Origin of the sequence: Phormidium sp. FACHB-592 (assembly GCF_014695795.1) — a bacterium.
Taxonomy (GTDB): Bacteria; Cyanobacteriota; Cyanobacteriia; order Leptolyngbyales; family Leptolyngbyaceae; genus Stenomitos.
The window spans coordinates 194,586-220,729 of the sequence record NZ_JACJOZ010000074.1 but is presented as its reverse complement, the minus strand read 5'-3'; the positions used below and the strand labels follow the sequence as shown (position 1 = coordinate 220,729).

Genomic DNA, 26,144 nt, shown 5'->3' with positions numbered 1-26,144 from the left:
CTAGTGATAGCGATGCGCTACTCTTCCTCTTCTTCGTAACCAGTTTCTTCCTCTTCTTCCTCGTAACTAGCTTCGCTGCCTTCCTCTTCCTCTTCTTCCTCTTCCTCTTCTTCCTCGTAACTAGCTTCGCTGTCTTCTTCCTCCTCTTCTTCTTCCTCCTCGTAACTAGCTTCGCTGTCCTCCTCCTCTTCTTCTTCCTCTTCCTCCTCGTAGCTTGCTTCGCTAACTTCCTCTTCTTCCCCTTCCTCTACGTCCTCCTCATAGCTGGCCTCGCTTTCGTCGTCCTCTTCAGACTCTTCTTCATAAACGTCTTCAGAATCCTCTTCTTCAGAGTCTTCGTACTCCTCTTCGTAATCGGCGTAGTAGAGCGCTTCCGCCTGGTCGTAGTCAAAAAGTGCAACGTACTGTCCATCGACATAAACCGACTGTTCGGTATATTCAACGGTGTAGTTATCGCTGTACTCTGCCAGGTTGCCAACGCCAGCAGTCTGGATAGCATGGGCGATCGCGGCAGTGGCGCTATCAAACAACGAAGCTTGTTCAGTTTGAATATCTTGGCTTAGATCAACATCAACATCAGCAACATGGCGAATCGCCCACAGGTCGCCGTTTAAGTCGGGGTTGGTCATGTAATCGTAGGGGATGTAGCAATAGCCACGATCGCCCCAGCCTTCGCCCCACGAATTGCGAACAATAAAGACCTTATCGCTATCGGAATAACCAACGCAGAGCATTGCGTGTCCACCGTCGTGTTGCTCATTGTCCGGCTCAGGCATAGGCACTAAGCCTTTTGAACCAGCCTTTTGAAACGACGAGAAGAGATGTAGCCCAAAAGTAAAGGGATAGCCATCTGCCAAACATTGCCGCATTGCGTCGAGATCGATGTCCACCCGGTAGGCATCTTCAATCAGGAAGTTAGTGGCTTCGGTGTAGGCACTTTCATGGGGTGGTTCAAAAATGCGCTCTAGATCAAAAGGCCAGGTTGCTTCAGCACAAGTGCCATATTTTTTTAGCACCTTGATACAGCTCCGGAGATAGGTGCCCTCATCCGCATCAATGGCACCATCTAACTCACGGGCATTGTAGTAAATAAATAAACGGCTCACGTCATGTGCAGACCCTTTAATGCGCTTTGCCAGGTATTCGTAAGCGCCTGCCATAGCATTTGCGGTACAGCTATTAGAGTTGCCCTGGTTCTCCACCGGAGTCATGTAGGGACGCAAATCGACGTTAGATGGTAAATCGTCCGTTGAGTGGCTAGATTTATAGGTTTTGTCTTTAGGATTTTTTTTATCGGGACGATAGGTGCCTAATTTGATCTGTCCACCATCAGGCGTTTTAACGATGCTTGTCTTACGGACATGACGGAAATGCTTGGTTGGCATCGGGAAACCTCGAGGAGTGATAAAGCGGTGTGCTTATTACTACAGGTTTCCCAATGTCACAACTGGGCTAACGAAGTCGAAAGGCTAGAAAAAGCGATCGCGTCTCAGCGCAGAGATCGCCCTTAAGGAGCGTCTACAAGTAGCCTAGAGAAAGTAGCGATCGATCAATTCACTTAAGGTGTGAGATGCGTATTAGTGTTGAAATAATAAATCGCTGCTACTAGCAGACCAGTTAGTACGACGCCGATAGTACTGAAGATTAGGGTAAATGACGCTTTCTTACCAGCAGTCTTTTCGGGTTGGTTTAATTGAGAAGACGATCGAGAGCCTTGATCAGTAGTTTTCATACAAGCAGTCCTAAAAAGGTTTATGCCCCATCTTTGTTCGAGAGTCTAAAGGCTGCATCTAACTTTCGGATTAATCGAGTCGATTGCTACCGTCTCTTGTAAAAATAGTTACTAACCAACTGTGCTGCCAGCACAATCTACTGCATTCGATCGATGGTACGGTACTGAACTGCCTCAGCAACATGATGCGTTTGCAGGTTCTCGTCGCCTGTCAAATCAGCGATCGTTCGTGCCACTTTAAGGATGCGATCGCTTGCCCTAACTGACAGGCCCAATTTACGAATCGCGGCTTCTAGCAAGTTACGAGTTGGGTCATCCAATTGGCACCATTGCCTCAAGTGACGGCTTTGCATTTCAGCATTACAGCGCAAGGTTGTGTCTTTGAAGCGATTGGAGGCGTGAGCGCGGGCAACCTGAACGCGATCGCGCACTGACGCGGATTCCTCGCCTTTTGGCTGCTGGGTGATTTCCTCTGGCTTCAGACGGTTCACTGCTACTTGTAGATCAATGCGATCCATGAGCGGCCCCGATAGCCGTGCCCAGTACTGTTCTCTAGCTCTGGGAGTACAAGTGCAGGGCTGGACTGTATCAGCAAAATAGCCGCAGGGGCAAGGATTAGCACTGGCAACAAGCGTAAACTGAGCCGGAAAAGTGACCGATTGGCGTGTGCGAGAAATGCTGACATAGCCATCTTCTAAAGGCTGGCGCAAAAACTCTAAAACATCGCGCTTAAATTCTGTAAGTTCATCAAGAAACAAGACGCCTCGATGCGATAGAGAAATCTCACCCGGTCTAGGAAAGCTACCGCCACCCACTAGCGAGGGTCCCGACGCAGAATGATGGGGACTGCGAAACGGACGGGTTGCTACCAGCGAACCTTTGTTTTTGAGCAACCCAGCAACCGAGTGAATTTGGGTAACTTCGAGTGCTTCGTCAAAGGTCAGCGGTGGTAAGATGCCAGGGAGCCTGCGAGCAAGCATTGTCTTGCCACTTCCTGGCGGTCCCACGAACACAAGATTATGCCCACCTGCTGCGGCAATTTCGAGGGCACGTCGAGCGTGTGCCTGTCCTTTGACATCCTTGAGATCGGGTCCGCTAAGTTGAGCCTGTTCTAGCTCTTCCAGGCCATTGACTTGTGTTGGCACGTATTGCTCTGGCGCGCAGAGAAAGTTAGCAACATCAGATAAATGCTTGAAGCCGAAGACTGACAGACCTCTAACGACAGCGGCTTCACGAGCATTATCGGCAGGTACGACTAAGCCTGAGATACCCAGACGTTTAGCAGCGGCAGCGATCGCCAATACACCTGCAACTGGGCGTAAGCTGCCATCCAGTGAGACTTCTCCTAAAAAAAGATAGTCATCTAGTAGATCAGTCTTCACTTGCTCTGATGCTGCCAACACGCCCACACTGATTGGCAAGTCAAAGCTGGGACCTTCCTTCCGTAGGTCGGCTGGAGTCAAGTTGACGACAATTTTCCGCATAGGAAAGGCATAGCCTGCATTCTTCAGCGCGGCTCTGACTCGTTCTTTAGATTCCTGCACTTCCTGGCTAGGCAACCCAACAACAACAATGCCCGGTAAGCCGCCCGCAATATCAACTTCTACGCCAACTTTCACTGCGTCAATGCCAACCAGTGATGCACTCCAGACTCTAGCAAGCATACTTTCCTGCGCTCGTTGCTTTGCCAGCATACCCAGAATGACTCATTCGACAACACGGCGATCGCCTGTACAGCTACAGCAACAGTCCTCCTCACCAAGAATGCAGGACGATAGAAGTTTTGTGCCAGAGCCATCTACAGAGCGATCGCGCCCCCTTGCTCCTTCACCCCTTTTTACTCCTTTACCCTTCACTCCACTAGGGTTTACTTACAGTTTTTACCGTCAAAACCTGAGGCGGAGTAGAATCGGGCGGATAGAGAAAGTCAAGCTGTACGAGGCGACGATCGCCCTTTGGCATACTCAGCGAAATCAACGGCTCACCCTCTTGTCCCCGCTGCATCGTCAGGTGAGTGTAGCGGGTTTGAGGCGCACCTTTATCATCCGTATAGCGCACACGCACGGGACCACGAAAGAAAACGCGCTCTTCTGGGGGTGTAAAAAACAGCAATCCACCTTTGATTCGATCTTCCTTGACAGGCGTTTGAAGGGCTAATGTCACTGTTTGGGGTTGTCCAGTAGTGTTGTGAAGCGGCAACGTTAGGCTGTACTGAATACCGTAGTTGCCATGAGCCCGGTAGGCTGTATCGTCATAGCGAGCCACCAGGGGAGCACTTTGCACTTGCCCTGTGCCAAAGGTGCCCCGCTCAAGCATACTAAGCCCGTAAGAGAAAGCACGTCCCCGTTTTGGAATGCTGAGAGCATCAGACTTCGGGCTGTCTGTTAAGTTTGCCTTCCACTCCGACCCCATTGCTACGCCTGCCACGCGTCCATAAATGACGGTTGCATAATCCTTCAAGCGGCTAATCGGCGTTGGCGGAATATCACGTGGTCCTGCCAATCCGCTGTTAAGCAGTAGGTTTTGCCATTCCTCAGACGAGGGGCTGCGCTCTGTTTTATCAGGATTCAGAGGCGCAAACATGGCTAGACTCGCCATGTAAATGGGTCCGCTGCTTCGTAGTCGCAATAGGGTTGAACGACCGTTGGAGGATGGTGTGACGGTGCCCACTGGGATGGGCAGGTTCATAAGCATCCAGCTTTGGCGGGGCGGAATGACTGTGACAGCGGGCCAATTTCCCTGCCGCCGTCCGCGCAAGACATCGTTGACTGCACGGCTACCGGGTCCTGCATACACTCGACCGATCGGATCATCTACGTAGGACGGTAAATTGATAAACAGCGCATCTGGACGGGTGAGGTAGCTTGCGCCTTGCAAAATATCAACTGTGACAGGCTCATAGGTTGGGTTATAGAGCAACACTCCCTGGAATAGGGTGCGCGTCTCGCTAGCATCTTTCGCTTTCGCGATATGGTGCGAAAAGATGTCAAACCGACCCTGGAAGGGAAAATTGAGATGAGCGGCGGGCACTGCTTTCCCGTCGGGTGGAAAGGTAGAGAGCAAAATCCCTTCAGTTTGCACCAGCTCTGGACTGTTACTATTGAAAACCGGCACGTTATCAAGCTGACCAGGCAAGGGGCGGAGTTCTTGCGGTGCAAATACCTCTTGACGCTGCAATGGTTCCAGGGGTGGTAAGCGTTGCTCCTGCGATGGCACAATCTCTTGCGGGGGCGGCACCCTGGACGGTTGCGGCGCGGGGAAGCTTGGAGGTGATGGTAAGGGAACGGGAGCAGCGATCGTCTGCGCGAGAGTGAAGAACGAGAACAATGACAACATCAGCAAACCCGAAAGAATCCTACAACAAAGGCATTAACAGGCAGCAACGCAAAAAGGAGAGGAGTAAACCTCGTTCGCGGCGATCGCTGCCAGTTTTCACCACAGCACTTGAGCCAAACGTAAAGTCTGAGACAGACAAAGAGAGGCAAACAGATGGCATGAGCATGACGGCTGCTGCAACATCAAGCTTTTTATACCCACAACATCAACGAGGACAAGTATAAATCCAGAGTTGGAGTCAACATCATTACCGATGCTTACACTAGCTAGAGACCATCATCAGGAGCTTTAACAGTTTCTCGTTAAGCGTTCATCCTGACAAGCGAACGTTTACCCTGAACAGAATACGTATCTTAGCTGATTCGATACCGTAACCTGCTACATCAAGGCAACAATCTGCACTGCTTCATCATGGAGAGAATTTTGCTTAAACCGCTTTCATTCCGCTCTCTAGGGCTGATGTTATGGACTTCAATCAGTATCACCAGTGCTGGTTATGGCTATGAGGCCCTTTTCACCCCAGCGATCGCCCAAGCGTCTGACTCTGATGGCTACTGCAAGGGGCGAGGGAGCGAGGGCTTAATCAACGGTAAAGGCGTTTGTACCTTTCCAAGTGGCAATCGCTATGAGGGTGAACTCCGTGATAGCCAACGCCAGGGTAGAGGCACATTCATTTTTACCAATGGCACCCGTTGCGAGGGAAACTTTCAAGATAATTTGTTGAATGGTAAAGGCATCTGCATCTTTCCCAATGGTAGCCGCTATGAAGGCAACTTCCGCAATAATCAGCGTGAAGGTAGAGGGATTGTCACCTTAGCTGATGGCACTCGTTGCGAGGGTGAGTTTCGAAACAATTTGCTAAATGGTGCTGGTGCCTGCGCCTTTCCGGGTGGCAATCGGTATGAGGGTTTGTTTCAAGACAGTCGTCGGCAAGGCAGAGGTACGTTCACTTTTGCTAACGGCACCCGCTGCGAGGGCGATTTTCAGAATGAAGTGCTGAACGGGTTTGGCATTTGTACCTTTCCCAGTGGGAATCGGTATGAGGGAGAGTTTCGCAATGGCAGGCAAAACGGCAAAGGTACTTACATTTTTGCAGACGGCGTTCGCCTGGAAGGCGTTTGGAGAGACGGCAGCTATCTTAGCAATGCTAAAACGGGGCGATCGTAAAAACGAGAGTCACAATTACCGTTTATCTTTTTCAGAAGTTTTTAGTTTTCTTAAGCGCAGTGCTTAAATTATTGCTCTTTGTAAGGATTGCTGTCTCTCAGAACACATCATCCTTTAGGCTGAAGATTCGTTCTGAATTTTAAGCACTTAGGTCACAAGGATATGCCACAGCTTTCCTGGCACGATTATTTAATGGTCTTCTCCTTTTTCGCTGCGATCGCAGGTATTGGTCTTCTTTTTAGCAGTAGCCAAGCATCTGAGAGCGATTGGGAAATTACTGATCGGGTACTCATGTTAATGACATTTACCTATTGGCTGGTTTATTGCGCCGCGGCTGGCTTACAGCGCTTTATTTTGCCCGAGTGGGAAATGTTGCTATGGAGCGTGAAATTGACAGGTGTCCTTTCCTATCTGCTTACGGCAGCGTGTGTCTTGAGCTTGCCGCTGCATCGAGTCTCAGTGCGTCAGCCGGAGTAGTGTCTCTTCTTATGTGAATCGGCAAAAACGTCAGTTGGGTTGAGCCTCTGAAACCCAGTAGAGTAAGACAGGCGTTAAGTTTCACGCTGTTCGATCCAACCGACGTTTAGCAATTCTATCTTCTACAAAAAGAATTGGTTTCAGTTGTCCCCTCATGCTTTTTGTAGCGGCATAAAACTAGGCATTCCCTTGTCCTCTCATGCTTTTTGTAGCGGCATAAAACTAGGCATTCCCTATACGCTCTCTTGCTTCTAGCGCAGCATCATAATGGCGCGATTAAGGCAACAGATGAGAGTTGAATTATGTGCCTTTTTAATCTTAGAAAACTGCGCTGAAGGCTGGTTATAAGCAACAGTTTGCTTGCGAGACTAGCGACGAATCGTCCAACGACGTGTTGCCAAAAACAACCTATCGCAGTTGAAGAGAGAATTAGGACAGATTAAGGTTCCTAGTTCTGCTTCTGGTAAGAGTTCTACTTAATCCTTTAGCCTTTTGCAATATCAAGGCTCTTGTTCATTGAGTTCTGCCAGTAATTCGATCGTGCTTAAGCGGAACCCGCAGGACTGGAACAAGCGTCGTGCATCGTCGTTGGCGATCGCTGTATCAAGCCGAATCTGCTGGATCTTTTTGTGCCGAAACTCTTGTAGCGTGCGCTCGACTAGTTGCCGTCCCAATCCTAATTGACGGTAATCAGGCTCAACCCAGAGATCGTGAATGAAACCAAACTCCTTGAGGCGATAGATGGGAATTTCGGCTTCGATCGTAGCAATTACGAAGGCAACGAGCTGTTCAACCTGATCTACAGAGGCTCTATGTGTGGCAACCAGGAAGACGCTGCGATCGTTCACTGTTTGTTTTGCTAACCAACGCTCATACCGCTGAGCAGGATTGGGCAAAAAGCCATATTTAGCAGGGTCCCACGCTTCATGTAAGGTGCAAATCTTTGCCACCATCGGCAGTACGACAGGCACATCAGCAGGCGTAGCGGGGCGAATTTGCATCACAATGGCTAGCGGCGTTTGATGACAAAGGCAATTGCTGCTTCGAGTTGCTCCTGTGGCAAGAGCGTCAAAATAAAAACTTCTTGTACTGTTTTACCCTGACGTGCGATGACCTTAAAGCCCCCGCGAATGGGCACCGATATCTTTAGCACCAGCTTGGGGGCATGAGAACGCACAGGACCAATAACACCAGGGGTGATAGTTTGAATGCCTGTTTGACGGGTTAGCCGCTCTAAAACCGGAATCAGCCCAGGAATATGAGTGGAATGGTTGAGGACAAGTCTGCCGTCTGGAGAACTGCTCATGAGAAGGGTGCGCTTTGGGATAGTTAAATGAAATCTTTTTGAACAACGCTCTGCCTCCCGCCTCCTGGCAGCTACAGCCATCACAACTTGTTTCTTACGCCGCTTCTAGAGGAGCCATCGTCAATCCTTCCATACCAAGCTGCATATGGTAAAGCTCTGCCTGCTCCTGCGGTCCCACCCAGACGATCGCCTGTCCATCAAAGTGAATCTGGTTAGTCAGTTCCCAGGCGCGATCGGCGGTCATACCGGGAATATGTTCTAACAAACTTTCAGAAACGTGCTGAAAGGTGTTGAAATCATCATTTAGTACAATGATCTTGAAGTTTGGGTAATGCTGGCGAGTCGTCTGGCTAGACCGCGAAGGGGCTATAGTTGGCGCAGCGGTCATTACAGAGGAAACTAGCGGAAGTGTCGTCGCCATAGAGTAAGGGATTCCAAAAGCACTAAGGGAACAACGCCGCTAGCCTTTTGTGCTAACGACTTAGTTTTTAATCGTAGCTTACTGTTCTACTTCAAGTAGAAGGAATCGCTGGAGTTTGTTTGAAACGTGTCTAGCGGTTCAAACCGCGGCTACATAAATATCGTTAGTGTGTTGCAAACATCTCTCAGCTTCTAAGTGAACGTCTTTGAAAGAGTACGGTGATCGCCCCCAGTACTAGCAAGGATGGTGTTAACCAGTCTCCCCAGCGAACATACAGAGTCTGTGTCTTACGACGAAAAATAGTGGCTGCATGAGTTTGGTAAGTGCGGGGTTGCGATCGCCACTCTATATGCCCGTGTGGATCAACAATGCTGGAGTAACCTGTGTTGGTCGCACGCACTGCCCAGCGATCCGTCTCAATGGCTCGCATAATATCCTGCGCCTGGTGTTGCGCCATCAACACTTCACTGTACGGGTCGAGATTTGAGGCTGTGAGAATGAACTGTCCGCCTGCTGCTGCTTGTGTCCGAAACACTTCAGGAAACGCTGAATCGTAGCAAATGCTGGCGATCGCTCGTCCAAAGGGCGTATCAAACTGTTGATGGAAGGCTCCTGGCTGCCCATTTTCGGTAATGGGAGAAAGGAGGTTAATAATGCCACCGAGAGCGGCTTGAAAAGGAATGTATTCACCCAGCGGCACAAGCTTGATTTTGTCATAGCGGCTGGTTGTTGCGCCATTAGAAGCGATCGTCAACAGACTACGGGCAATGCCGCCCTTTTGTGCCGTAAAAGTGCCCAACCAAAGCACCGCACCCTTCTCTAAAACTGCCTGATAAAGCGGGCTGCGAAGTTTATTCGGCTCGTTCCACAAAAACGGCAATGCCCCCTCTGGTGTCAGCACTGCATCCACACCCTGAGCTGCAAGTGCTAGATAGCCGTTGGTGTAGCCTTCCATAGCACGGCGAATGCCGTCGCTCCCCAGTTTAATGCGCGTTGGCACATTGCCTTGAATAATCCCGACCTTGAGTGCTGTTGTGTTGGACGGGGCGATCGGCTGTAGCCAAAGCACTGCACCAAGCAGATGAACAGCGATGAAAAGAATAGTGGCAGAGACTAACAGTGCAATTATTTTGAGTTTTGAGTTTTGAGCTGCTGACTGCTGGCTGCTGACGGCTGACCGCTGACCACTGACCGCTAACCGCTGCCCACTCATCCACGCTTCTGCTAGCAGCCCATTGACCGCTACGATCGCCGCTGTTACCCCAGTCGCCCCAGAGATTTGCCCAAAATGCAGCACCGCCAGATTCCCCGGACTTTGGGTATAGGCTAATGCCGTCCAATCCAGTGGTCCCAGACTCCAGAGCCATTCCAACCCACACCAGAGAGCGGTGCCAAGAAGAACGCGGCGCAGCGATTGCTGCAATGGCTCCAAAGGATGCCGAGGGGTTGAGGTGTGAACCGAGAGCAGTGCTACATCGTCATCGCGCTCCTCTTTCTTCACCTCAAAACTTTCAAGGCGGTGCATCAGCCAAGCCCACAGTGCCACCAGCACAGCACCCCAAACAGTAATAAACCCCCAGCAAAAGAGAACGATCGCCACGCTGGCAAGCCAGGGTACGCCTAGCCATGTCAGCGGATGTAGCCCCGTGATCCATGACAACGCCAAGCCGTGATAGCCCACGCCCCAGGCAAAACTAATGCCGAAGGAAAAAGAAAAAAGGAAAAAGGGGCGCTTGGATTCGTTCTTTTTGCCTTGAGCCTTTACCTTCGAGGGCGTAAAAAGTAGCACCCAAAGCGGAGCTAAGGCGACCCAAGCTAGCGGAAAAAAATTGAGCGGTGCAGGAGCGAACCCCATTAAAATACCGCTGCTAAAGGCGATCGTTACAGGCAGCAGTGTGATGGGGCGAAAGGGGCGATCGTTCTGCAATGAGTGCCACCGTTTGGTCATAATTCAGCCAGTTTCATTTGCCGTAAACACACCCTACATCTGTACTGATGGAAGCGCAGCCAAGGCGGGTGAGATAGCCCCTTAATATGGTCACTCCCCCAGCAACCCGCCAATTTGATGCTTGATCTCCTGCCATTAGACAATTCTTCAGGATTAATGCCCTAGAATAGGAAAGCTGTAAAAACAAATCCACTGCAATGGCTGTTCCTAAGAAGAAAACCTCTAACTCCAAGCGCGACAAGCGTAAAGCAACCTGGAAGCGCAAGGCAACCCTGCAAGCGCAAAAGGCTCTCTCGATGGGCAAATCAATCCTGACTGGGCGTGCGGAAGGCTTTATCTACCCACAACCAGACGCTGAAGACGAAGAAGAGTCATAATACAACCGTCATTAATCTAATTCGCCATGCTGGGAAAGTTTTTTCAAAAGCCCCCTCCAGAGCTACAAGACCGTGTGCCTCCTGGTCAGCATCTTGCTAAAGGCTTTCCAGTTTTGACGTACGGTGATACGCCAATTGTTGATCGTAGCAATTGGCAACTACGCGTCTGGGGGCTTGCTACAGCAATCACCTTTAGCTGGGACGATATCATGGCGATGCCGCAAAGCAGCTTCACTGCTGACTTTCACTGTGTCACCACCTGGTCAAAGCTAGATGTGCAGTGGTCAGGCGTAAAGGTTACTGACTTGATGCGCCAGATTGAACTTGATCCAAGAGCAGTGCATCTGATGGAGCATTGCTATGGTGGCTATACGACCAACCTGGCGATCGACGATTTCCTGCGGGAGGAAAACTTCTTCGCGCACACGCTTTTTGGTGAGCCGCTCCCGGCAGAACATGGTGGTCCCTTACGTCTAGTCGTGCCTCATCTCTATGCCTGGAAAAGCGCCAAATGGCTCAATGGGTTAGAATTTCTCGACCACGAAGCGTTGGGCTTTTGGGAACGGAACGGCTACCACCGTCGCGGCGAACCCTTTGCCGAAGAGCGCTATAGCAATTAACCATTCTTCAGCGCTTAGGCTTGTAAGTTTAATTGAATTAAATGCTTGTGTAGAATGCTGATAGCCTGTGTCGCCTTCTAAAGAACGCAGGCTAAGAGAAAAGCGTGGTGTTATGCATCGCTTTTCAGAATCAATGCGCGTCGCTCTTGCCTGACAAGTCCGAACAAGGCTGAGCGCTGTTCTTATGAAACATCGAAGCTGATCCCTTTAACGAAACCAAATTAAGCGCTTCTTTGCCTTTTTCAAGTCACCTTGATGATTTGTTGATAGTGAGCATTAACTCGATACTCACTACCAAGTTGGATGAAAAGCAGTGTTTTAGCCGTTAATACCAATCATTACAAACTAAAAGCTGTTTTTATTAGCCTTGCACTGGTAGTCGCACTGTGAAGACGCTGCCTTTACCAACTTCTGATTGCACATGAATTTGACCCTGGTGTGCCTCGACAATCTGGCGTGAGAGGTGAAGCCCTAAACCACTGCCCGAACGTCGATGGCTACCAGTAATAAAGCTTTCAAACAGCTTAGGCTGATCCGCGATCGGTATTCCAGGACCCGTATCTTTGATCTCTAAGACGACTGTATCCCCTTTTTGCTCCTCCATTGGTTGCCTGGTGAGCCGCACTACAACCGAGCCTGTATCCGTAAACTTAATGGCGTTGCCAAGCAGATTGGTAATCACCCGTCGTAGCTCAAGGCGATCGCCCAAAATCGTTCCCACAGGCTGAGTATGCTCAGGATCGACCTCAAGTAACAGCGCCAATTTTTTCTCGGCTGCGAGAGGCTGCAATTCAGCAATCACAGCTTGCACCAGTTCTAGTAGATCGACCGATGTAAAGTTTAGTGTTTTGCGACCCGCTTCGTAACGGTAAACCTCCAGCAGCAAGTTCACCATCGTCAGCAAATTTTGGTTGCTGCGAATCATCGTGCCAAGCGCCTCCCCCATTGTGGGCGGCACTTCACCCAACGCGCCCTCTTGAAACAGGTTCAACATGCGATCAGCAGCAACCAGTGGTGTCCGCAAATCATGCGTTAGGCGGGAGACAAAATCTTCACGTTGACGAGCAATTAAATCACGCTCGTCAACACTATGCTTCAGACGCAGCAGTGATCGTACCCGTGCAACTAGCTCATCTAGCTCAATCGGTTTACGAATAAACTCATCAGCACCAATATCCAAGCCACGCGCAACGCTAGGCTGACCATGAGCCGTAATTAACAAAATAGGCAGAAACGGAAGCGCTGTATTTTGGCGAATGCGTCGTGTCACCTCGTACCCGTCCATGCCTGGCATCATGACATCCAGCAGCAGCAAATCAGGTGGAGAGTTTTCGATGTAAGTAAGAGCCTCGCTGCCACTGTAAGCGATGTCAATATGGTAGCCCTGCTGCTGGAGGAGTGTTTGAGTTAAAAAGCAGTTATCAGGAATATCATCAACAACCAATATGCGATCGACTTTAGCGGGTCGCGTCATGAGTGATTGGCTCATATTGCCTGCTCGGAGAGAGGAAATGGACACATCGGTTAAAGGCATTTTGCAGCAGTTGACATTGTAGCAGTCGGTAGGTACGCCTTTCATGCGGCTACATTGCTGTGTCACTTTATACGCTTAGAGCCGTTAACGCTTCACTCCTAAGAAGGATCTTTCAGGCATTGCTTCAATAATGACGAAGCAAAACAAATCAGTTAGGACTTATGCAAAAGCTATTGTGAGAGACGGCTTTTTGAGTTGCTGACAGCGGTCATCATTAAGTAAGCCGTGTTTAAGTTGAGCCATCGTTTGCCTAGGTGGGTTGGCAAGAGCATGGAGCCAGACCCATACGAGGACGGCACAGCCAAAATGATTGCGTTGAATCCGTGCTTTGCGGCAGTGACACGCCGCTCAACTCGTCACTGGCTTACCTTCGCGGTGCCGTTGCTCAAGCTTCTTACGGAAGCCACACGCCCTATGGTGTCGCCTCGGTCGGCTGTTGAACCCAAGCGTTCGTGACAACAACATCTGTACCTATACCCATGAGAGGACGGACTCGCTCAAATGAGATCAGCGTCTTCCTGAATGCAGAAGGGGATGTACTCAAGCTAAGCAACAGTGTCTTCGAGCTTTAAGTCACGATTCTTCTTCCCAATGGTGAATCACTGGTAGAGAGGAATCTGCGCTTAGAATTAGGGAGTGCCACAACTCAGGGTTCGCCCACTTTAGAAGGTACAAGTGCTGTTGCCTTCAAGCTGATTGATTTAGTGGCGACTCATGATAGTGCTGCACTAGCTCGGCGGGATCATCATAGATGGCGATCGCCCCTGCTAATTTTTCATCGCTAAAACCGCCTGTGCGGAAAGCAATGACACTAACCCCTGCTTTGCTTGCCGCTTCAATATCGTAGGGAGCATCACCCAGCATGATGACCCGGTCAGGAGCAAGCTGTGCCTTACTCAACGCTGCTTCGATAATGTCTGGCTGTGGTTTAGAGGCTTCAGCATCATTAGAAGTTGTGGCTTCATGCACCAAATCATCGATTTGAGCCACTTTCAGCAAAAGCTCTAACTCTTCTGAGGTTGCAGAACTGGCAACCATAAGATGCAATCCATGCTCCTTTAGCTTCTGCACCAGTTCGCGTGCACCTGGTGCTGGAGCAAGATGAGAGCCAAACTTTGTCAGAATTAATTTTTTCCGGTGATCGGCGATCTGCTTTCCAGTCCCTTCTTTATCGTTCAGCTCTGGTGCAAAGCGGGGAATAATTTGATCCCCACCCATACCAATGAGAGGACGGACTTGCTCAAATGAGATCTTGTAGTCATAAGCTGTAAAAGCCTCAACCCACGCCTGAGCATGAGCATCATTACTCAGTACAAAAGTTCCGTCAATGTCTAGCAATACGCCATCAAGAATCACACGATCGTCCTCTAGCAATTCCTTGACGGTCCCATAAAGCGTATTAAAAAGCGTCTTCCTGAATGCAGAAGGGGATGTACTCTAGCTAAGCAACAGTGTCTTCGAGCTTTAAGTCACGATCTTTCTTCCCAACGGTGGATCACTGATAGAGAGGAATCTACGTTTAGAATAGGGAGTGCCATAACTCAGGGTTCGCCCGCTTTTTCTATGACTGTTCGCGTTCGCATTGCTCCCAGCCCGACTGGAAATCTCCACATTGGTACAGCCCGTACAGCCGTCTTTAATTGGCTCTATGCCCGTCATACTGGCGGTACGTTTGTGCTGCGGATTGAGGATACTGACCAGGAGCGATCGCGCCCTGAATATACGCAAAATATTCTTGATGGCTTGACCTGGCTTGGTTTGACCTGGGACGAAGGACCGTTGTACCAGAGCAAACGCCTGGATTTGTATCAGCAGAAGGTACAAGTGCTGTTGGACAAAGGCTTGGCATATCGTGCCTATGATACGCCAGAAGAACTAGATGCCATGCGAGAGGCGCAAAAAGCGAAAGGTGAAGCGCCTCGCTATGATAACCGTCATCGCAACCTGACTCAGGAGCAACGGGCTGCCTACGAAGCGGAAGGGCGATCGTCCGTTATTCGGTTCATTATTGAGGACGATCGAGAGATTGTTTGGAACGACCTTGTGCGCGGCACCGTTAGCTGGAAAGGTCGCGATTTGGGCGGCGATATGGTGATTGCCCGTGCTGCGTCTGGTACTGATTTTGGTCAACCCCTGTACAACTTTGTTGTCGTTATCGATGACATTGACATGAACATCACCCATATCATTCGCGGCGAAGACCATATCGGCAATACGCCGAAGCAAATTCTGCTCTATGAAGCGCTGGGAGCCGAACTTCCTACGTTTGGGCATACACCGTTGATCCTGAATGAGGCTGGGGCAAAACTTTCCAAACGCGATGGTGTCACGTCGATTTCAGACTTTCAGCGCATGGGTTACGTTCCAGAGGCATTAGTCAATTACATGACGCTGTTAGGCTGGTCACCACCGGAAGGCGTCAATGAAATCTTCTCTTTAGAAACTGCTGCCCAACAGTTTGGGTTGGAACGGGTCAATAAAGCTGGTGCGAAGTTTGACTGGGACAAGCTTAATTGGCTCAACAGTCAGTATTTGCATGAGATGCCCGCTGACAAACTTACCCCTTTGCTAATTCCTTACTGGCAGGCGGCGGGCTTTGAAGCTGACTGGAACGATCGCCCCTGGTTAGAACGCTTGACCGGGATGATTGGCGCAAGCTTGGCACGTTTGGATGAAGCGGTGCCGATGAGTGAATATCTTTTCACTCCTACTGTAAATTTCACAGAGGAAGCAATCGCTCAACTACGGCAAGATGGTTCGGCTACAGCCGTTGAAGCAGTTTCTGCTGCGATCGCCAACTATTCTCCTCTGACTGAAGCTACAATCCAGGACTTGCTTAAACAAGTTGTCAAAGAGCAGAATTTGAAAAAAGGCTTGGTGATGCGAACGCTCCGTGCTGCCCTCACAGGAGCCATGCATGGTCCTGACCTGGTGCAGTCCTGGCTGCTGCTACATCAGCGTGGGCTCGATCAATCTCGCCTTCAGCAAGCGCTAGAAGCAGCGGGATCGAAGTAGCTAGTTGTTAAACGACGATCGTTGGCAAGCAGCGGGCAACGATCAGGCAACTGTTAGTCAGTTAGTAGTCAGAATTAATTCAAAACTTCCTCACTCCTTACTCCTCTCACCTCATCGTGTCAGGAACTCTACCTACGTCTACACGTCGTTGTGAGTCCAACCGTCACCTTTCCTGGCTACCTTACATGAACTATCGAGGCTTACAGGCTAGCGCAAGACTACTCGCTCCGATCGCGCCCGTTTCGTTCTTGGTGACTGCCTTTCTATTGGCTAGCTACACCTCAACTACACCTGCGCAAGCTCAATCGCCTCAAAACCTTAGTGTTATTACTGTTGGTCAGCGCTTCTCGCCCAATCCGTTAGAGGTAAAGGGCGTTGCAGGGGGTGATACGCCTGTCAAAGATGTGGTAAAGGTTGCTAAAACGCCAACAGGTGAATGTGTTGGAAATGCCAATGTCAAGCCAAATCATACGGTTGAACTGACCGACTTTTTTGAGTCGTTGAGACTTGTTGTGCAAAGTGCAGATGACACCGCCCTTACCATTCAAGGTCCCGGTGGCATCTGGTGCAACGACGACTATCAAGGCAAAAATCCTGGTGTTACTGGCGAGTGGTTACCCGGCACATATAAAATCTGGGTCAGCTCCTATGCTAAGGGTCGTGCTCCTGCATACGTGCTTCGCATCACTGAGAAACGTTAACAGAGCAATACGTAGCAGTTAAGCGGTTCAACTGTAGGAGCAAAGAGCCTTTTGGTTCATAGAGTTTGCCGCAGCTAGTCAAGCATGACGGAGCAAAAAACGCAGCGTCGAAAAAGAGCACTGGCAGAAGTCAGTTGCTCTGATCCTGCTAAATACGTTAAATTTAGTTAACAATTGTTCTCATACATGATTGCTTGTTGATGCAAGTTTGCGATTGCTACTTGCAGAGCGAGCCTTTCGGTTTCTAGAAAAGGATATTCATTCGTTGTCGGTTGAATGAAATTAATGAGATATCGCAGGTGCCTTCACCCTGATTGCACTGACACCAAACTGTTTTAACTGTATTAAGAGGGCGTTAGCGTATGAAATTTTCTTGGCGAACTGTCCTACTGTGGACTCTGCCAGCCGTAATTATTGGGTTTTTCTTGTGGCAGGGCTCTTCACTTAGCACGACTGCTAACGTGGGTAGCAATGCTGCCAGCACCCGGATGACCTATGGTCGTTTCCTAGAGTACCTGGATGCTCATCGCGTCACGAGCGTTGATTTTTATGAGAATGGTCGGACAGCGATCGTTGAAGCGGTTGACCCTGAACTTGATAATCGTCTGCAACGCTTGCGCGTAGACCTTCCCGGAAACGCTCCTGAAGTAATCACTCGGCTTAGAACTGACAAGATTAGCTTTGATTCGCATCCCGCTCGTAACGACGGTGCAATCTGGGGGTTGCTGGGTAACTTGATCTTCCCAGTGCTGCTGTTAGGGGGGCTGTTTTTCCTGTTCCGCCGTTCTGGCAATGTGCCTGGTGGCCCTGGACAGGCAATGAGCTTTGGTAAATCCCGCGCTCGCTTCCAGATGGAAGCCAAAACAGGCGTGATGTTTGATGATGTGGCGGGCATTGAAGAAGCAAAAGAAGAACTCCAAGAAGTCGTCACCTTTCTGAAGAAGCCCGAACGCTTTACCGCTGTTGGGGCACGGATTCCTAAGGGCGTATTACTTGTTGGCGCACCGGGTACAGGTAAAACCTTGTTGGCAAAGGCGATCGCGGGCGAAGCAGGCGTGCCCTTCTTCAGCATCTCTGGCTCTGAGTTTGTTGAAATGTTCGTGGGTGTGGGTGCGTCCCGCGTCCGTGACCTCTTTAAGAAAGCGAAAGAGAATGCCCCTTGTATCATCTTCATTGATGAAATTGATGCGGTGGGACGGCAACGTGGAGCCGGTATCGGTGGTGGCAACGATGAGCGGGAACAAACGCTGAACCAGTTGCTGACTGAGATGGATGGCTTTGAAGGCAATACCGGTATCATCATCATCGCTGCGACGAACCGTCCCGACGTGTTGGATTCGGCGTTGCTGCGTCCGGGTCGCTTTGACCGTCAGGTGACAGTTGATGCGCCTGATATGAAGGGTCGCTTGGAAGTGCTTCAGGTACATGCTCGCAACAAGAAGCTGAGTCCAGAAGTGTCGCTAGAAGTAATTGCGCGTCGTACTCCCGGCTTCACTGGTGCTGATTTGGCAAATTTACTGAACGAAGCAGCGATTCTCACAGCACGTCGTCGGAAAGAAGCGATGACGATGCTAGAGGTAGATGATGCGGTCGATCGCGTAGTTGCGGGCATGGAAGGTACGCCTCTAGTAGACAGCAAGAGCAAGCGGCTGATTGCGTATCACGAAATTGGTCATGCCATCATTGGCACGTTGATTAAGGATCATGACCCGGTGCAGAAAGTAACGCTGATCCCACGGGGTCAAGCGCAAGGTCTTACCTGGTTTACACCAGGAGAGGATCAAACGTTGATTTCACGATCGCAAATTCTGGCTCGCATTGCAGGTGCCTTGGGCGGTCGCGCGGCTGAAATCGTTATTTTCGGCGATGCTGAAGTAACCACAGGTGCTGGCAACGACATTCAGCAAGTTGCTAACATGGCGCGTCAAATGGTCACCCGCTTTGGGATGTCTGATTTGGGTCCACTCTCGCTGGAAAGCCAACAAGGTGAGGTCTTTTTGGGGCGGGATTGGATGACACGCTCAGAATATTCTGAGGAAATTGCGTCTCGTATTGATGCTCAAGTCCGCACCATTGTTGAGCATTGCTACGATGATGCCCGACGTATCATCCGTGAAAACCGCACTGTGATCGATCGCCTAGTTGATTTGCTGATTGAGAAAGAAACCATTGATGGAGACGAGTTTCGGCAAATCGTTTCTGAGTATACAAACATACCTGAAAAGGAACAGTATGCTGCTCGTATCTAATCTCGAAACTCTCAGTAAGTAGTTGAGCGGGAGCGATCGTTTGATCGCTCCCGCTTTTGTTTTGTCGCTCTTTAACTAGCTGAATGCTTTTGTTAAAGTCTGCAAGTTAAGGTTAGGCTATCACAACTGTTGTGACGGCAAACATTGAGTCGATCGCCTGTACTGGCTGAAGGGCGTTCGTACTACAAAGTCTTCGCGTCGTAAGATTTGGCTGTCAGCACCTAGGACACGTAACTCGCAAACACCGGTTGCGCCAGCTGAAAAGAGAGCAAAGACCCCGTTGTGGCTCACATCACGAATCGTTTTTCCGTTGTTAAAGGTTGCCTCAACTGCAACAACCTGTGGCTTGAGCGCCCGACCATACAAGAGCGTATAGGGTTCATCGTTCTTAGCAGCAGTGTTTGTAGGGGATTGGGCTGAAGCATGACTGATCCCATACTCTACCAGTCGCGCTGATGGTGCCGACTCATTCTCTGCACCATAGCTACCGCTACCGCTCACCTGCCATATCATTCCGTTTCGTTTAACAACCTTGTGCCCAAACACCTGCTGCGCACCATCGCTCGTGGGGCAAAAAGCGCTGTAAAGCACAATCACACCTTGAGACGATCGCTGCGTACTTAAAACCTTGAAGCGTTCTGCCTTTGGTTTTGCATTTTTGGGACAGCTTACTGCCTGCTCAACTACGCTTTTGGGCGTGATCGTTAAGAAGGAAAGGGCATAACCTGACGTTGTTAACGCTACAAGCCCAAGGGCGCTAATAAGCAACCGTTTCATCGTCTGTTATGGGTGATTAGAAGAGCGCAACTGCACAGCAGACGATCGCCCATCTTTGCGAGTGCTCGATCGCTGCAAAGGCTTTAGCTTAAAGTTTGCCCTTGATTAGAGGGGTGTTACCTCTCTCTGAAGGTAGTTTATGTTGCCCACAGAGCCGTTTATAACAAGTCTTTTGTTGTCCGCCGTCTTGCGTTTGCAGATATAAAAAGGCAACGTTAAGCAACGGGCGTAACACTGTGTCAGACGGGTCAGCGTTGGGTTATCGTGATCAATAGTGTTTCAACTTGCCTCACATCATGACCGTAGCGCCCTCTCATAAAAAGGCGAAAGCTCTCAACCCTTCTAGTCGTCGCCCTGCCAAAGCGTTGTGCAGCGAATGCGGACTGTGTGACACCTATTACATTCACTATGTCAAAGAAGCGTGTGCCTTCCTACATCAGCAGATTGCTGAACTGGAAGCAGACATCCACGATCGCAGCCGTAATTTAGATAACCCTGATGAGTGGTACTTTGGGGTTAGTCAATCAATGATGGCAGCGCGCAAGACGGAGCCACTGCCGGGCGCACAGTGGACAGGCATTGTTAGCACGATCGCCATTGAAATGCTGACTCGTGGCATGGTTGAGGGTGTCGTTTGCGTGCAGAACACAGACGACGATCGCTTTCAGCCCAAACCTGTGCTAGCTCGCACACCAGAGGAGATCTTGGCGGCAAAAGTAAATAAGCCGACGCTGTCGCCGAACCTATCAGTGCTAGAAGAAATTGAACAGTCGGGCATGAAGCGGCTGCTAGTCATTGGTGTTGGCTGCCAGATTCAGGCGCTTCGGGCAGTAGAGAAACAGTTGGGCTTAGAAAAACTCTACGTCCTGGGAACGCCCTGCGTGGATAACGTGACCCGCGCTGGCTTACAGAAATTTCTTGATACTACCAGCCGATCGCCCTCTACCGTCGTGCATTACGAATTTATGCAAGACTTCCGCGTTCACTTCAAGCACGAAGACGGTTCTAGCGAAACGGTGCCCTTCTTTGGCTTAAAAACAAACCAGCTCAAAGATGTATTTGCGCCCTCGTGCATGAGCTGTTTTGACTACGTTAACTCCCTGGCTGATCTGGTAGTGGGTTACATGGGTGCACCCTTTGGCTGGCAGTGGATTGTGGTGCGCAACGATCGTGGTCAGGAAATGCTCGATCTCGTGCAGGATCAGATCGAAACTCAGCCTGTGATGTCGCAAGGCGATCGTCATAGTGCTGTGCAGCAAAGCATTCCTGCCTATGATAAGGGCGTAACTTTGCCGATGTGGGCAGCAAAGCTTATGGGTGTTGTCATTGAAAAGATTGGTCCTAAAGGGTTAGAGTACGCCCGTTTTTCGATCGACTCTCACTTCACCCGCAATTACCTCTACGTCAAGCGCCACTACCCCGAAAAGTTGGAGGCTCATGTGCCAGAGTATGCGAAGCGCATTGTAGCGCAATACAAACTGCCAGAATAAGGCTAAGGGATGAAGGCTAAAAGGGATGAGGGATGAAGGCTAAAAGAGACGTTTTTTTTATACTTTAGCCTTTAGCCCTTATCCTTCTGGTTTCCGCCCCTTGCTAAACACTCCCTGAAAAGCGGTGGCTTCAGCAACATTTTTGCCTTCATTCAACAGATAGTCGAAGAAGGTGCGAGCAATCACGGATAGCTGCTTACCAGAGGGATAAATGACATACCAATAGTGTTCGATCGGAAAGCCGTCTACATCCAGAATGGTTAACTGACTATTAGGTCCTTCCAGCGCCAGCGTATGCAACGACAGTACCGAAATGCCCAGCCCACCAGCGATTGCCTGCTTAATTGCTTCGTTACTGCCCAAATCTAGTTTTACCTTAAGCTCTAAACCCTGCTCATCAAACCGCTTTTGCACCGCTTTGCGCGTTCCCGAACCAGGCTCCCGCATAATGAACGGTTCTTCTGCCAACCGTTTAAGGGGAATATTGCGCTCCTGCGCCAGGGGATGATGACGTTGAGCCAGCACTACCAAAGGGTTTTCGAGAAAGGGATGCACTTTTACATCAATGTCTTCAGGTAGCTGGCTCAGAATGTACAGATCATTGCGATTGTCTGCCAGACTTTCTAACACCCACGCATGGTTATTCACCGTTAATGAAACATCAATACCGGGATAGCGTTGACAAAAGGGTCCTAGCAAGCGGGGAATGACGTACTTTGCAGTCGTCACCACTGCCAACCGCAATGCGCCTTGTTTGAGCCCTTTGAGATCAGCGATCGCAATCTCAAACTGCAACAAGCGATCAAAGAGTTCTCGGCAAGTTGTGTACAGCTCCTTGCCAGCACTAGTGAGATAGAGCCGTTTGCCGACCTGCTCAAATAACGGCAAACCAACTGATTTTGACAGTTGTTTCACCTGCATCGACACGGTTGGTTGCGTCAGAAAGAGTTCTTCCGCAGCGCGAGTAAAGCTGTTGTGGCGCGCAACTGCCTCAAACACTTTCAACTGATGGAGCGTTGCATTCTTCAAGCAGGGTTCCTCTAAGGCTCTTCCATAAACCAGAATCTATGATTCTAGAGGAATAGTGTGATTTCTGTTTATGAATTTCAACAGTATCATCGTTGGTATGAGTCCAAACTCCCTTCTCACTAGCGTTGCACACGCTTCACTGTTAGCGACATCTCAGAGCATCCGTCTTGCCTGACTCACAAGCCGATAGGTCTGAAAAGCGATGGTGCTGTGCCACTGTGCAACGCTTCCCTTTTTGCCTTTGCGATCGCCTACCGTTGAGCCAATAGTTGAACGCACTATATCAAATTATACAAAGAGATTATCCCTTCATCATCAATCAGGTTTGGCAGGGCAATAGTTAGATAAAAGTGGTAGCGATCGCACGGAGTGTTGCTCCTCTAAACAACGCCAAAACTGCAAAAGTTGTTCTCCCACTGCTTCTGGATAGAAGTAGTGAAAAAAGTGACGACCATCGGGACACTGCCAGAGTGCATCGTCTGACTTAAAGCACTCTAGCCATTCTTGCAGCGCTGGCGGATGGACGACCGGATCGGTCTTGCTGCCGCACACCATTAAGGGCATTGTGACGCCACCTCTTGGTAAGTGAGCCAGCCTAAACAGGGAATGTGGTGAAGGCGCCTCTTCTAAATCGCGCTCTAGAGACGTAACTAACGCTTTGATGCCATAGGGAAGTTGTTGCCCAAACAGACTACGAATAACGCACGCCAAAAGCTGCTGACGACTACATGCAATGAGTTGGCGCTGTACATAATAGTGCGCTTGCCATGTAATACCAGGCTGTGCCGCTACTGACAGGAGCGTCAGCGATTGTACTTGCTCTGGATACAGACGGGCATAAGTCAAACCTAAGACTCCACTCAGACCATGACCTGCTAGATGAACAGGATGCTGACGGCATTGCAGAAAGTCATGTAGTAACTCAACGGCTGTCTCCAGTGAGCTGGCTTCATCGTCCGCTTGGCTATACTCCCATCGTGCCACTGTAAGATGCTCTGACAGGTAACGTAAAAGCGGTTGATCAAAACGCTTCAAACTAGGGCTAGCGTTGAGCCAAAGGACGTCAAAGGAGAGGGACATGAAAACTCCAAGTGGTAAGGGGTAAGGAGTGAGGAAAGTTTTAAGTTCTGAGTTCGTTTTGCCAGTTGACAGCTAACAACTTCTTCCGGCTGCTAGCTTCAAACAGACAGCTGCCACAAACTTATTGCATTAAAGTCTCAATAAGAAACTGGGCACATCCTATCATGACTATTGCGACTATGTAGCAATAGCAAGCTGCAAATAAGTGTAAATTTAGATGTTGAGTGAAACTCTCAGCCTTGAAGACCTGCTTTTCAGCGTTAAAGTAGCTTGGGACGATTCCTTCTAGAAGTAGGACGGCAAAAGCTATTGCCATTTAGTTTCAATAGCTTTGTGCTACAGTTGCCTCTGTGACAAGTGCTTGTCCAAGACTGTTATCCCCATCATTTAGCAGCTTTATGCTTCTCGCTTCCAATGCTTAAGGACTGGTGGCGGCAAGTATTCAAGCTGTTTTTGTTCCTGAACAAACATGATTGGGCTACGTATGGCACTGCTCCTTCAAGTAAGGCTGGCACTCGTGACAGTTAGAGTCAGCTTTTTAGATGGCTTACCAGTAGCTACTAAGAGTATCCAGTAAGAAGATACGCTCTAGTTTTAGCGTGATTGTGTAGGGCAAGGCTGCGTCTATTTTTTAGACTTCCTTTAGTTGGAAGCGAAGTTGGCTGAAGGGTAAAATTACGGGTCACAAATCTTGGCGATCGTAGCAAAATAGGCTAGGGTTGCCTGAAAGCCTGGCTATAAGGCTGATTTCCGACGGAAGATGAGAACGCCTGCTTTCTACTTCAGTAAGCATCCTGGCATTAGTCACTGTCTTGAAATAGTTGGTTTCTGTGCGGCATTTAGTCTTTCAAGCCCGCTGCCTAGGGTCTATATAGTGAGTTTACGGTTGGAGGAAAAAGTGGTGTTGCGTCATGTTTCTGTGTCGTTCTTGACGGTCATAGCCTTGCTACCTAGTTATGCCGTTGTTCATGCTGCTCCTGTGCCGCAACTATCGCTACCTGCCGTCACTACTGTGCTGCCAGCCAATACTCCAGGCTTGGTGCTAGTGAATGCTAAACCAACTGCATGGGCAGCGCTCGATCGCTTCAATCCCTTACCAGAATCGCTCCGCATTCCTTTCAGCGCGCCGTTTTTACCCGGCGCGATCGACTTTACTCAGGATATTCAGCCCTGGCTTGGCGACCAAGTAGCAGTGGCGTTAGTACCAACAGCAGGATCGATCGCAGGAACCGTGTTCCAAACCCTGGACGCAAGTGCAGTGTTAGTGGCACCCATCAAAGATCGCGATCGCTTCGATCGTTTTCTCAGTAAGCTCAAAGCAACACGAGGCAACCCAGACATTGAGCGGGAATATAAAGGGGTCACGCTGCTGCAATGGTCTGCATCGGCTGAGGAAACCTCCCCTGCTACAGAAGAACCAGATGCAACAACTCAACGTAGCATTCCGTGGCGTGGGTTTGTCCAGCCGACTCGTGCCTTGCTAGGGCAGCCCGTGAAGCAGCTAGTGGCGCAGCTAGAGACAATACCACCTGCTTCAGAACCAGAGGAGCCGTCAAGCTCAGACGAGTCAACAGACCCGGACGAGACACCAAAACCAGATAAACCATCAGATTTTGATGCGTCAGAGTTGTTAAAGCCAAAAGGTATGGCGATCGCTTTACTACCAGGCAATGTTGCTGTGGCTGTACAGGCGCAGACTCTAGAAGACTTGATTGATGCCCGTGCTGAAAAAGAACCACTGACGCAGAACCCTTTGTTTCGACGCACGCTGCAACATCCTCATGCAGAACGATCGCTCCTGACTAGCTATGGCAATGTTGCAGCAATTAGTAAGTTTATCTTAGCGATCGTCAAAGCCTCGCCAGCATCAACGTTTGGCTTGGGCTTACCAACTCTGTATGAAAGCCAACTTTCTGCCCTGACGAAGCTCTACAGCACGGCTGATAGTCATGTCTGGCTACAACCAGAGGGCATCCACAGTCAGGTCAATATCTACTACACAACACCGCGACCCGATCTGGCAACACGGGCAACGTCCGATGCAAACCAAATTATGACTCGTCTACCTGCTGCGACCTTCCTCTCTGCTAGCAGTCGCAACTTTAAGGAGCAGTGGCAAACCTCGCTCAAAGAGTCCCAGAACGATCCAAATACTCAGCTTGCCCTGACAGGCTTTCGCGAATCACTGCGTGCTGTGGGGCTAGATCCTGAAAAAGACGTATTTCCTTGGATGGACGGTGAGTATGCGTTTTTCCTCTTTCCAGCTAGGGGTGGTCTTTTTAACTCCATTAACTCCAAGCTTGACTTGGGAGTGGGTTTGATGATTCAAACCAGCGATCGCGCTGCTGCGGAACTTGCCCTCAAAAAGCTGGATCAGTTTGTTAAAAAAGAGGCGAAGGGTGAAGTGGTAATTGTGCCCAAACGACTGAAAGGACAGTCGATCGTTAGTTGGGAAGCCAAGGATAGGGGCAAAACGCTGAGCTTTCTTTCGCATGGCTGGGTTGATGCCAACACACTCGTCATTACAACAGGGGTGACACCAATGGCCGCACTCAACCCCGAACCTTATTTGCCCCTGCACTTGAATCATACCTTTCAAACTGCCACCGCTAGTTTTCCTATCCCTAACGATGGCTACTTCTACGTCAATATGGGCGCAACGCTTTCTTTCCTTTACAACCTAATCTTGCCCCCTGTATCTACCAGTGATTCGCTGTTTGTACAGGAATTTCAACGGATAGCAGGCACCGTTCGCAGTGTTAGCACGTCAAACTCTGCAACTGCCGACGCACAACGATTGGACTCGCTTTGGGTACTGGCTCCAGTAAAACAGCCGCAGTAGAATGACTCGCCGTGGCTGCATTGCTACGGTTAGCTCAATGCGT

At 49.8% G+C, this 26,144-nt stretch carries 23 protein-coding genes; 11 read left to right on the top strand and 12 right to left on the bottom strand.

The features are described 5' to 3' along the window. Positions 1–17: 17 nt before the first annotated feature. From H6F86_RS19860 to H6F86_RS19850, 3 genes are all read right to left on the bottom strand, one after another. The gene (locus H6F86_RS19860) at positions 18–1,385 is read right to left on the bottom strand and encodes a C1 family peptidase (protein WP_190450427.1); all 1,368 of its coding nucleotides are present in this window, start codon (positions 1,383–1,385) and stop codon (positions 18–20) included. A 484-nt stretch (positions 1,386–1,869) separates the two neighbouring features. Then, on the bottom strand, positions 1,870–3,396 hold the full coding sequence (locus H6F86_RS19855; RefSeq protein ID WP_190451044.1) for a YifB family Mg chelatase-like AAA ATPase: 1,527 nt from the start codon (positions 3,394–3,396) through the stop codon (positions 1,870–1,872). A 196-nt stretch (positions 3,397–3,592) separates the two neighbouring features. Then, positions 3,593–5,068 (bottom strand): DUF3370 domain-containing protein, encoded by a 1,476-nt coding sequence (locus tag H6F86_RS19850; protein ID WP_190450426.1) that lies wholly within the window; start codon positions 5,066–5,068, stop codon positions 3,593–3,595. On the opposite strand from H6F86_RS19850, the gene H6F86_RS19845 reads away from it, so the two are divergent. The 3 genes from H6F86_RS19845 (at position 5,059) to H6F86_RS19835 (ending at position 6,712) form a co-directional block, all read left to right on the top strand. Next, on the top strand, positions 5,059–5,292 hold the full coding sequence (locus H6F86_RS19845) for a hypothetical protein (RefSeq protein WP_190450425.1): 234 nt from the start codon (positions 5,059–5,061) through the stop codon (positions 5,290–5,292). The two genes, H6F86_RS19850 and H6F86_RS19845, sit on opposite strands and share 10 nt — an antisense overlap. 235 nt (positions 5,293–5,527) lie before the next feature. Continuing rightward, positions 5,528–6,235: a membrane-binding protein gene (locus tag H6F86_RS19840; RefSeq protein WP_190450424.1), complete on the top strand. Its 708-nt coding sequence runs from the start codon at positions 5,528–5,530 to the stop codon at positions 6,233–6,235. 162 nt (positions 6,236–6,397) lie between these two features. Further along, the gene (locus tag H6F86_RS19835; RefSeq protein ID WP_190450423.1) at positions 6,398–6,712 is read left to right on the top strand and encodes a hypothetical protein; all 315 of its coding nucleotides are present in this window, start codon (positions 6,398–6,400) and stop codon (positions 6,710–6,712) included. A gap of 500 nt (positions 6,713–7,212) precedes the next feature. Here the strand turns inward: H6F86_RS19835 and H6F86_RS19830 are convergent, their stop codons facing one another. The 4 genes from H6F86_RS19830 to lnt all read right to left on the bottom strand — a co-directional run bounded on the left by H6F86_RS19830 (position 7,213) and on the right by lnt (position 10,387). Beyond that, positions 7,213–7,713, bottom strand: a complete 501-nt coding sequence (locus H6F86_RS19830) for a GNAT family N-acetyltransferase (RefSeq protein WP_190451042.1) — start codon at positions 7,711–7,713, stop codon at positions 7,213–7,215. Between the two features lie 8 nt (positions 7,714–7,721). After that, the gene (locus tag H6F86_RS19825; protein ID WP_190450422.1) at positions 7,722–8,018 is read right to left on the bottom strand and encodes a DUF2103 domain-containing protein; all 297 of its coding nucleotides are present in this window, start codon (positions 8,016–8,018) and stop codon (positions 7,722–7,724) included. A gap of 94 nt (positions 8,019–8,112) precedes the next feature. Then, complete coding sequence (gene clpS / locus H6F86_RS19820; protein ID WP_190451040.1) at positions 8,113–8,406, bottom strand: ATP-dependent Clp protease adapter ClpS; 294 nt, start codon at positions 8,404–8,406, stop codon at positions 8,113–8,115. A 217-nt stretch (positions 8,407–8,623) separates the two neighbouring features. Then, positions 8,624–10,387, bottom strand: a complete 1,764-nt coding sequence (gene lnt, locus H6F86_RS19815; RefSeq protein ID WP_190450421.1) for an apolipoprotein N-acyltransferase — start codon at positions 10,385–10,387, stop codon at positions 8,624–8,626. Between the two features lie 197 nt (positions 10,388–10,584). On the opposite strand from lnt, the gene rpmF reads away from it, so the two are divergent. Both rpmF and H6F86_RS19805 read left to right on the top strand, forming a co-directional pair. Beyond that, on the top strand, positions 10,585–10,764 hold the full coding sequence (gene rpmF, locus H6F86_RS19810; protein ID WP_190450420.1) for a 50S ribosomal protein L32: 180 nt from the start codon (positions 10,585–10,587) through the stop codon (positions 10,762–10,764). Between the two features lie 26 nt (positions 10,765–10,790). Continuing rightward, entirely contained in the window at positions 10,791–11,384 is a 594-nt protein-coding gene (locus H6F86_RS19805) for a sulfite oxidase-like oxidoreductase (protein ID WP_190450419.1), read from the top strand. Between the two features lie 361 nt (positions 11,385–11,745). Here H6F86_RS19805 and H6F86_RS19800 read toward each other — a convergent pair whose 3' ends face one another. Beyond that, the gene (locus tag H6F86_RS19800; RefSeq protein ID WP_190450418.1) at positions 11,746–12,873 is read right to left on the bottom strand and encodes a hybrid sensor histidine kinase/response regulator; all 1,128 of its coding nucleotides are present in this window, start codon (positions 12,871–12,873) and stop codon (positions 11,746–11,748) included. Positions 12,874–13,188: 315 nt separating this feature from the next. Here H6F86_RS19800 and H6F86_RS19795 point away from each other — a divergent pair, with 315 nt between their 5' ends. Next, the gene (locus tag H6F86_RS19795; RefSeq protein ID WP_190450417.1) at positions 13,189–13,374 is read left to right on the top strand and encodes a hypothetical protein; all 186 of its coding nucleotides are present in this window, start codon (positions 13,189–13,191) and stop codon (positions 13,372–13,374) included. Between the two features lie 231 nt (positions 13,375–13,605). Here H6F86_RS19795 and H6F86_RS19790 read toward each other — a convergent pair whose 3' ends face one another. Next, on the bottom strand, positions 13,606–14,274 hold the full coding sequence (locus H6F86_RS19790; protein WP_190450416.1) for an HAD-IA family hydrolase: 669 nt from the start codon (positions 14,272–14,274) through the stop codon (positions 13,606–13,608). Between the two features lie 207 nt (positions 14,275–14,481). Between H6F86_RS19790 and gltX the strand changes: the two genes are divergently transcribed. From gltX to ftsH2, 3 genes are all read left to right on the top strand, one after another. Next, positions 14,482–15,933, top strand: coding sequence for a glutamate--tRNA ligase (gene gltX, locus H6F86_RS19785; RefSeq protein ID WP_190450415.1), 1,452 nt, complete (start codon positions 14,482–14,484; stop codon positions 15,931–15,933). Positions 15,934–16,049: 116 nt separating this feature from the next. Further along, positions 16,050–16,634, top strand: coding sequence for a hypothetical protein (locus H6F86_RS19780; RefSeq protein ID WP_190450414.1), 585 nt, complete (start codon positions 16,050–16,052; stop codon positions 16,632–16,634). Positions 16,635–16,996: 362 nt separating this feature from the next. Continuing rightward, entirely contained in the window at positions 16,997–18,883 is a 1,887-nt protein-coding gene (gene ftsH2, locus H6F86_RS19775; protein ID WP_190450413.1) for an ATP-dependent zinc metalloprotease FtsH2, read from the top strand. A gap of 120 nt (positions 18,884–19,003) precedes the next feature. Here the strand turns inward: ftsH2 and H6F86_RS19770 are convergent, their stop codons facing one another. Next, positions 19,004–19,660, bottom strand: a complete 657-nt coding sequence (locus tag H6F86_RS19770) for a hypothetical protein (RefSeq protein WP_190450412.1) — start codon at positions 19,658–19,660, stop codon at positions 19,004–19,006. A 296-nt stretch (positions 19,661–19,956) separates the two neighbouring features. On the opposite strand from H6F86_RS19770, the gene H6F86_RS19765 reads away from it, so the two are divergent. Then, positions 19,957–21,150: a Coenzyme F420 hydrogenase/dehydrogenase, beta subunit C-terminal domain gene (locus tag H6F86_RS19765; RefSeq protein WP_190450411.1), complete on the top strand. Its 1,194-nt coding sequence runs from the start codon at positions 19,957–19,959 to the stop codon at positions 21,148–21,150. 78 nt (positions 21,151–21,228) lie between these two features. Here H6F86_RS19765 and H6F86_RS19760 read toward each other — a convergent pair whose 3' ends face one another. Together H6F86_RS19760 and H6F86_RS19755 are read right to left on the bottom strand one after the other, a co-directional pair. Next, complete coding sequence (locus H6F86_RS19760; RefSeq protein WP_190450410.1) at positions 21,229–22,179, bottom strand: LysR family transcriptional regulator; 951 nt, start codon at positions 22,177–22,179, stop codon at positions 21,229–21,231. A 315-nt stretch (positions 22,180–22,494) separates the two neighbouring features. Further along, a complete protein-coding gene (locus H6F86_RS19755; RefSeq protein ID WP_190450409.1) occupies positions 22,495–23,259 on the bottom strand; it encodes an alpha/beta hydrolase in 765 nt (254 codons plus the stop codon). 901 nt (positions 23,260–24,160) lie between these two features. Between H6F86_RS19755 and H6F86_RS19750 the strand changes: the two genes are divergently transcribed. Next, entirely contained in the window at positions 24,161–26,101 is a 1,941-nt protein-coding gene (locus H6F86_RS19750) for a DUF3352 domain-containing protein (protein ID WP_190450408.1), read from the top strand. Positions 26,102–26,144 lie beyond the last annotated feature (43 nt).

Bases quoted from the DNA above. Each gene is read 5' to 3' on its own strand.
- H6F86_RS19805 (WP_190450419.1), top strand. From the start codon at position 10,791: ATGCTGGGAAAGTTTTTTCAAAAGCCCCCTCCAGAGCTACAAGACCGT.
- gltX (WP_190450415.1), top strand. From the start codon at position 14,482: ATGACTGTTCGCGTTCGCATTGCTCCCAGCCCGACTGGAAATCTCCAC.
- H6F86_RS19770 (WP_190450412.1), bottom strand. From the start codon at position 19,660: ATGAAACGGTTGCTTATTAGCGCCCTTGGGCTTGTAGCGTTAACAACG.
- H6F86_RS19765 (WP_190450411.1), top strand. From the start codon at position 19,957: ATGACCGTAGCGCCCTCTCATAAAAAGGCGAAAGCTCTCAACCCTTCT.
- rpmF (WP_190450420.1), top strand. From the start codon at position 10,585: ATGGCTGTTCCTAAGAAGAAAACCTCTAACTCCAAGCGCGACAAGCGT.
- H6F86_RS19850 (WP_190450426.1), bottom strand. From the start codon at position 5,068: ATGTTGTCATTGTTCTCGTTCTTCACTCTCGCGCAGACGATCGCTGCT.
- ftsH2 (WP_190450413.1), top strand. From the start codon at position 16,997: ATGAAATTTTCTTGGCGAACTGTCCTACTGTGGACTCTGCCAGCCGTA.
- H6F86_RS19825 (WP_190450422.1), bottom strand. From the start codon at position 8,018: ATGAGCAGTTCTCCAGACGGCAGACTTGTCCTCAACCATTCCACTCAT.
- H6F86_RS19755 (WP_190450409.1), bottom strand. From the start codon at position 23,259: ATGTCCCTCTCCTTTGACGTCCTTTGGCTCAACGCTAGCCCTAGTTTG.
- clpS (WP_190451040.1), bottom strand. From the start codon at position 8,406: ATGACCGCTGCGCCAACTATAGCCCCTTCGCGGTCTAGCCAGACGACT.
- H6F86_RS19830 (WP_190451042.1), bottom strand. From the start codon at position 7,713: ATGCAAATTCGCCCCGCTACGCCTGCTGATGTGCCTGTCGTACTGCCG.
- H6F86_RS19800 (WP_190450418.1), bottom strand. From the start codon at position 12,873: ATGAGCCAATCACTCATGACGCGACCCGCTAAAGTCGATCGCATATTG.
- H6F86_RS19840 (WP_190450424.1), top strand. From the start codon at position 5,528: ATGTTATGGACTTCAATCAGTATCACCAGTGCTGGTTATGGCTATGAG.
- H6F86_RS19795 (WP_190450417.1), top strand. From the start codon at position 13,189: ATGGAGCCAGACCCATACGAGGACGGCACAGCCAAAATGATTGCGTTG.
- H6F86_RS19835 (WP_190450423.1), top strand. From the start codon at position 6,398: ATGCCACAGCTTTCCTGGCACGATTATTTAATGGTCTTCTCCTTTTTC.
- H6F86_RS19845 (WP_190450425.1), top strand. From the start codon at position 5,059: ATGACAACATCAGCAAACCCGAAAGAATCCTACAACAAAGGCATTAAC.
- H6F86_RS19855 (WP_190451044.1), bottom strand. From the start codon at position 3,396: ATGCTTGCTAGAGTCTGGAGTGCATCACTGGTTGGCATTGACGCAGTG.
- H6F86_RS19860 (WP_190450427.1), bottom strand. From the start codon at position 1,385: ATGCCAACCAAGCATTTCCGTCATGTCCGTAAGACAAGCATCGTTAAA.
- lnt (WP_190450421.1), bottom strand. From the start codon at position 10,387: ATGACCAAACGGTGGCACTCATTGCAGAACGATCGCCCCTTTCGCCCC.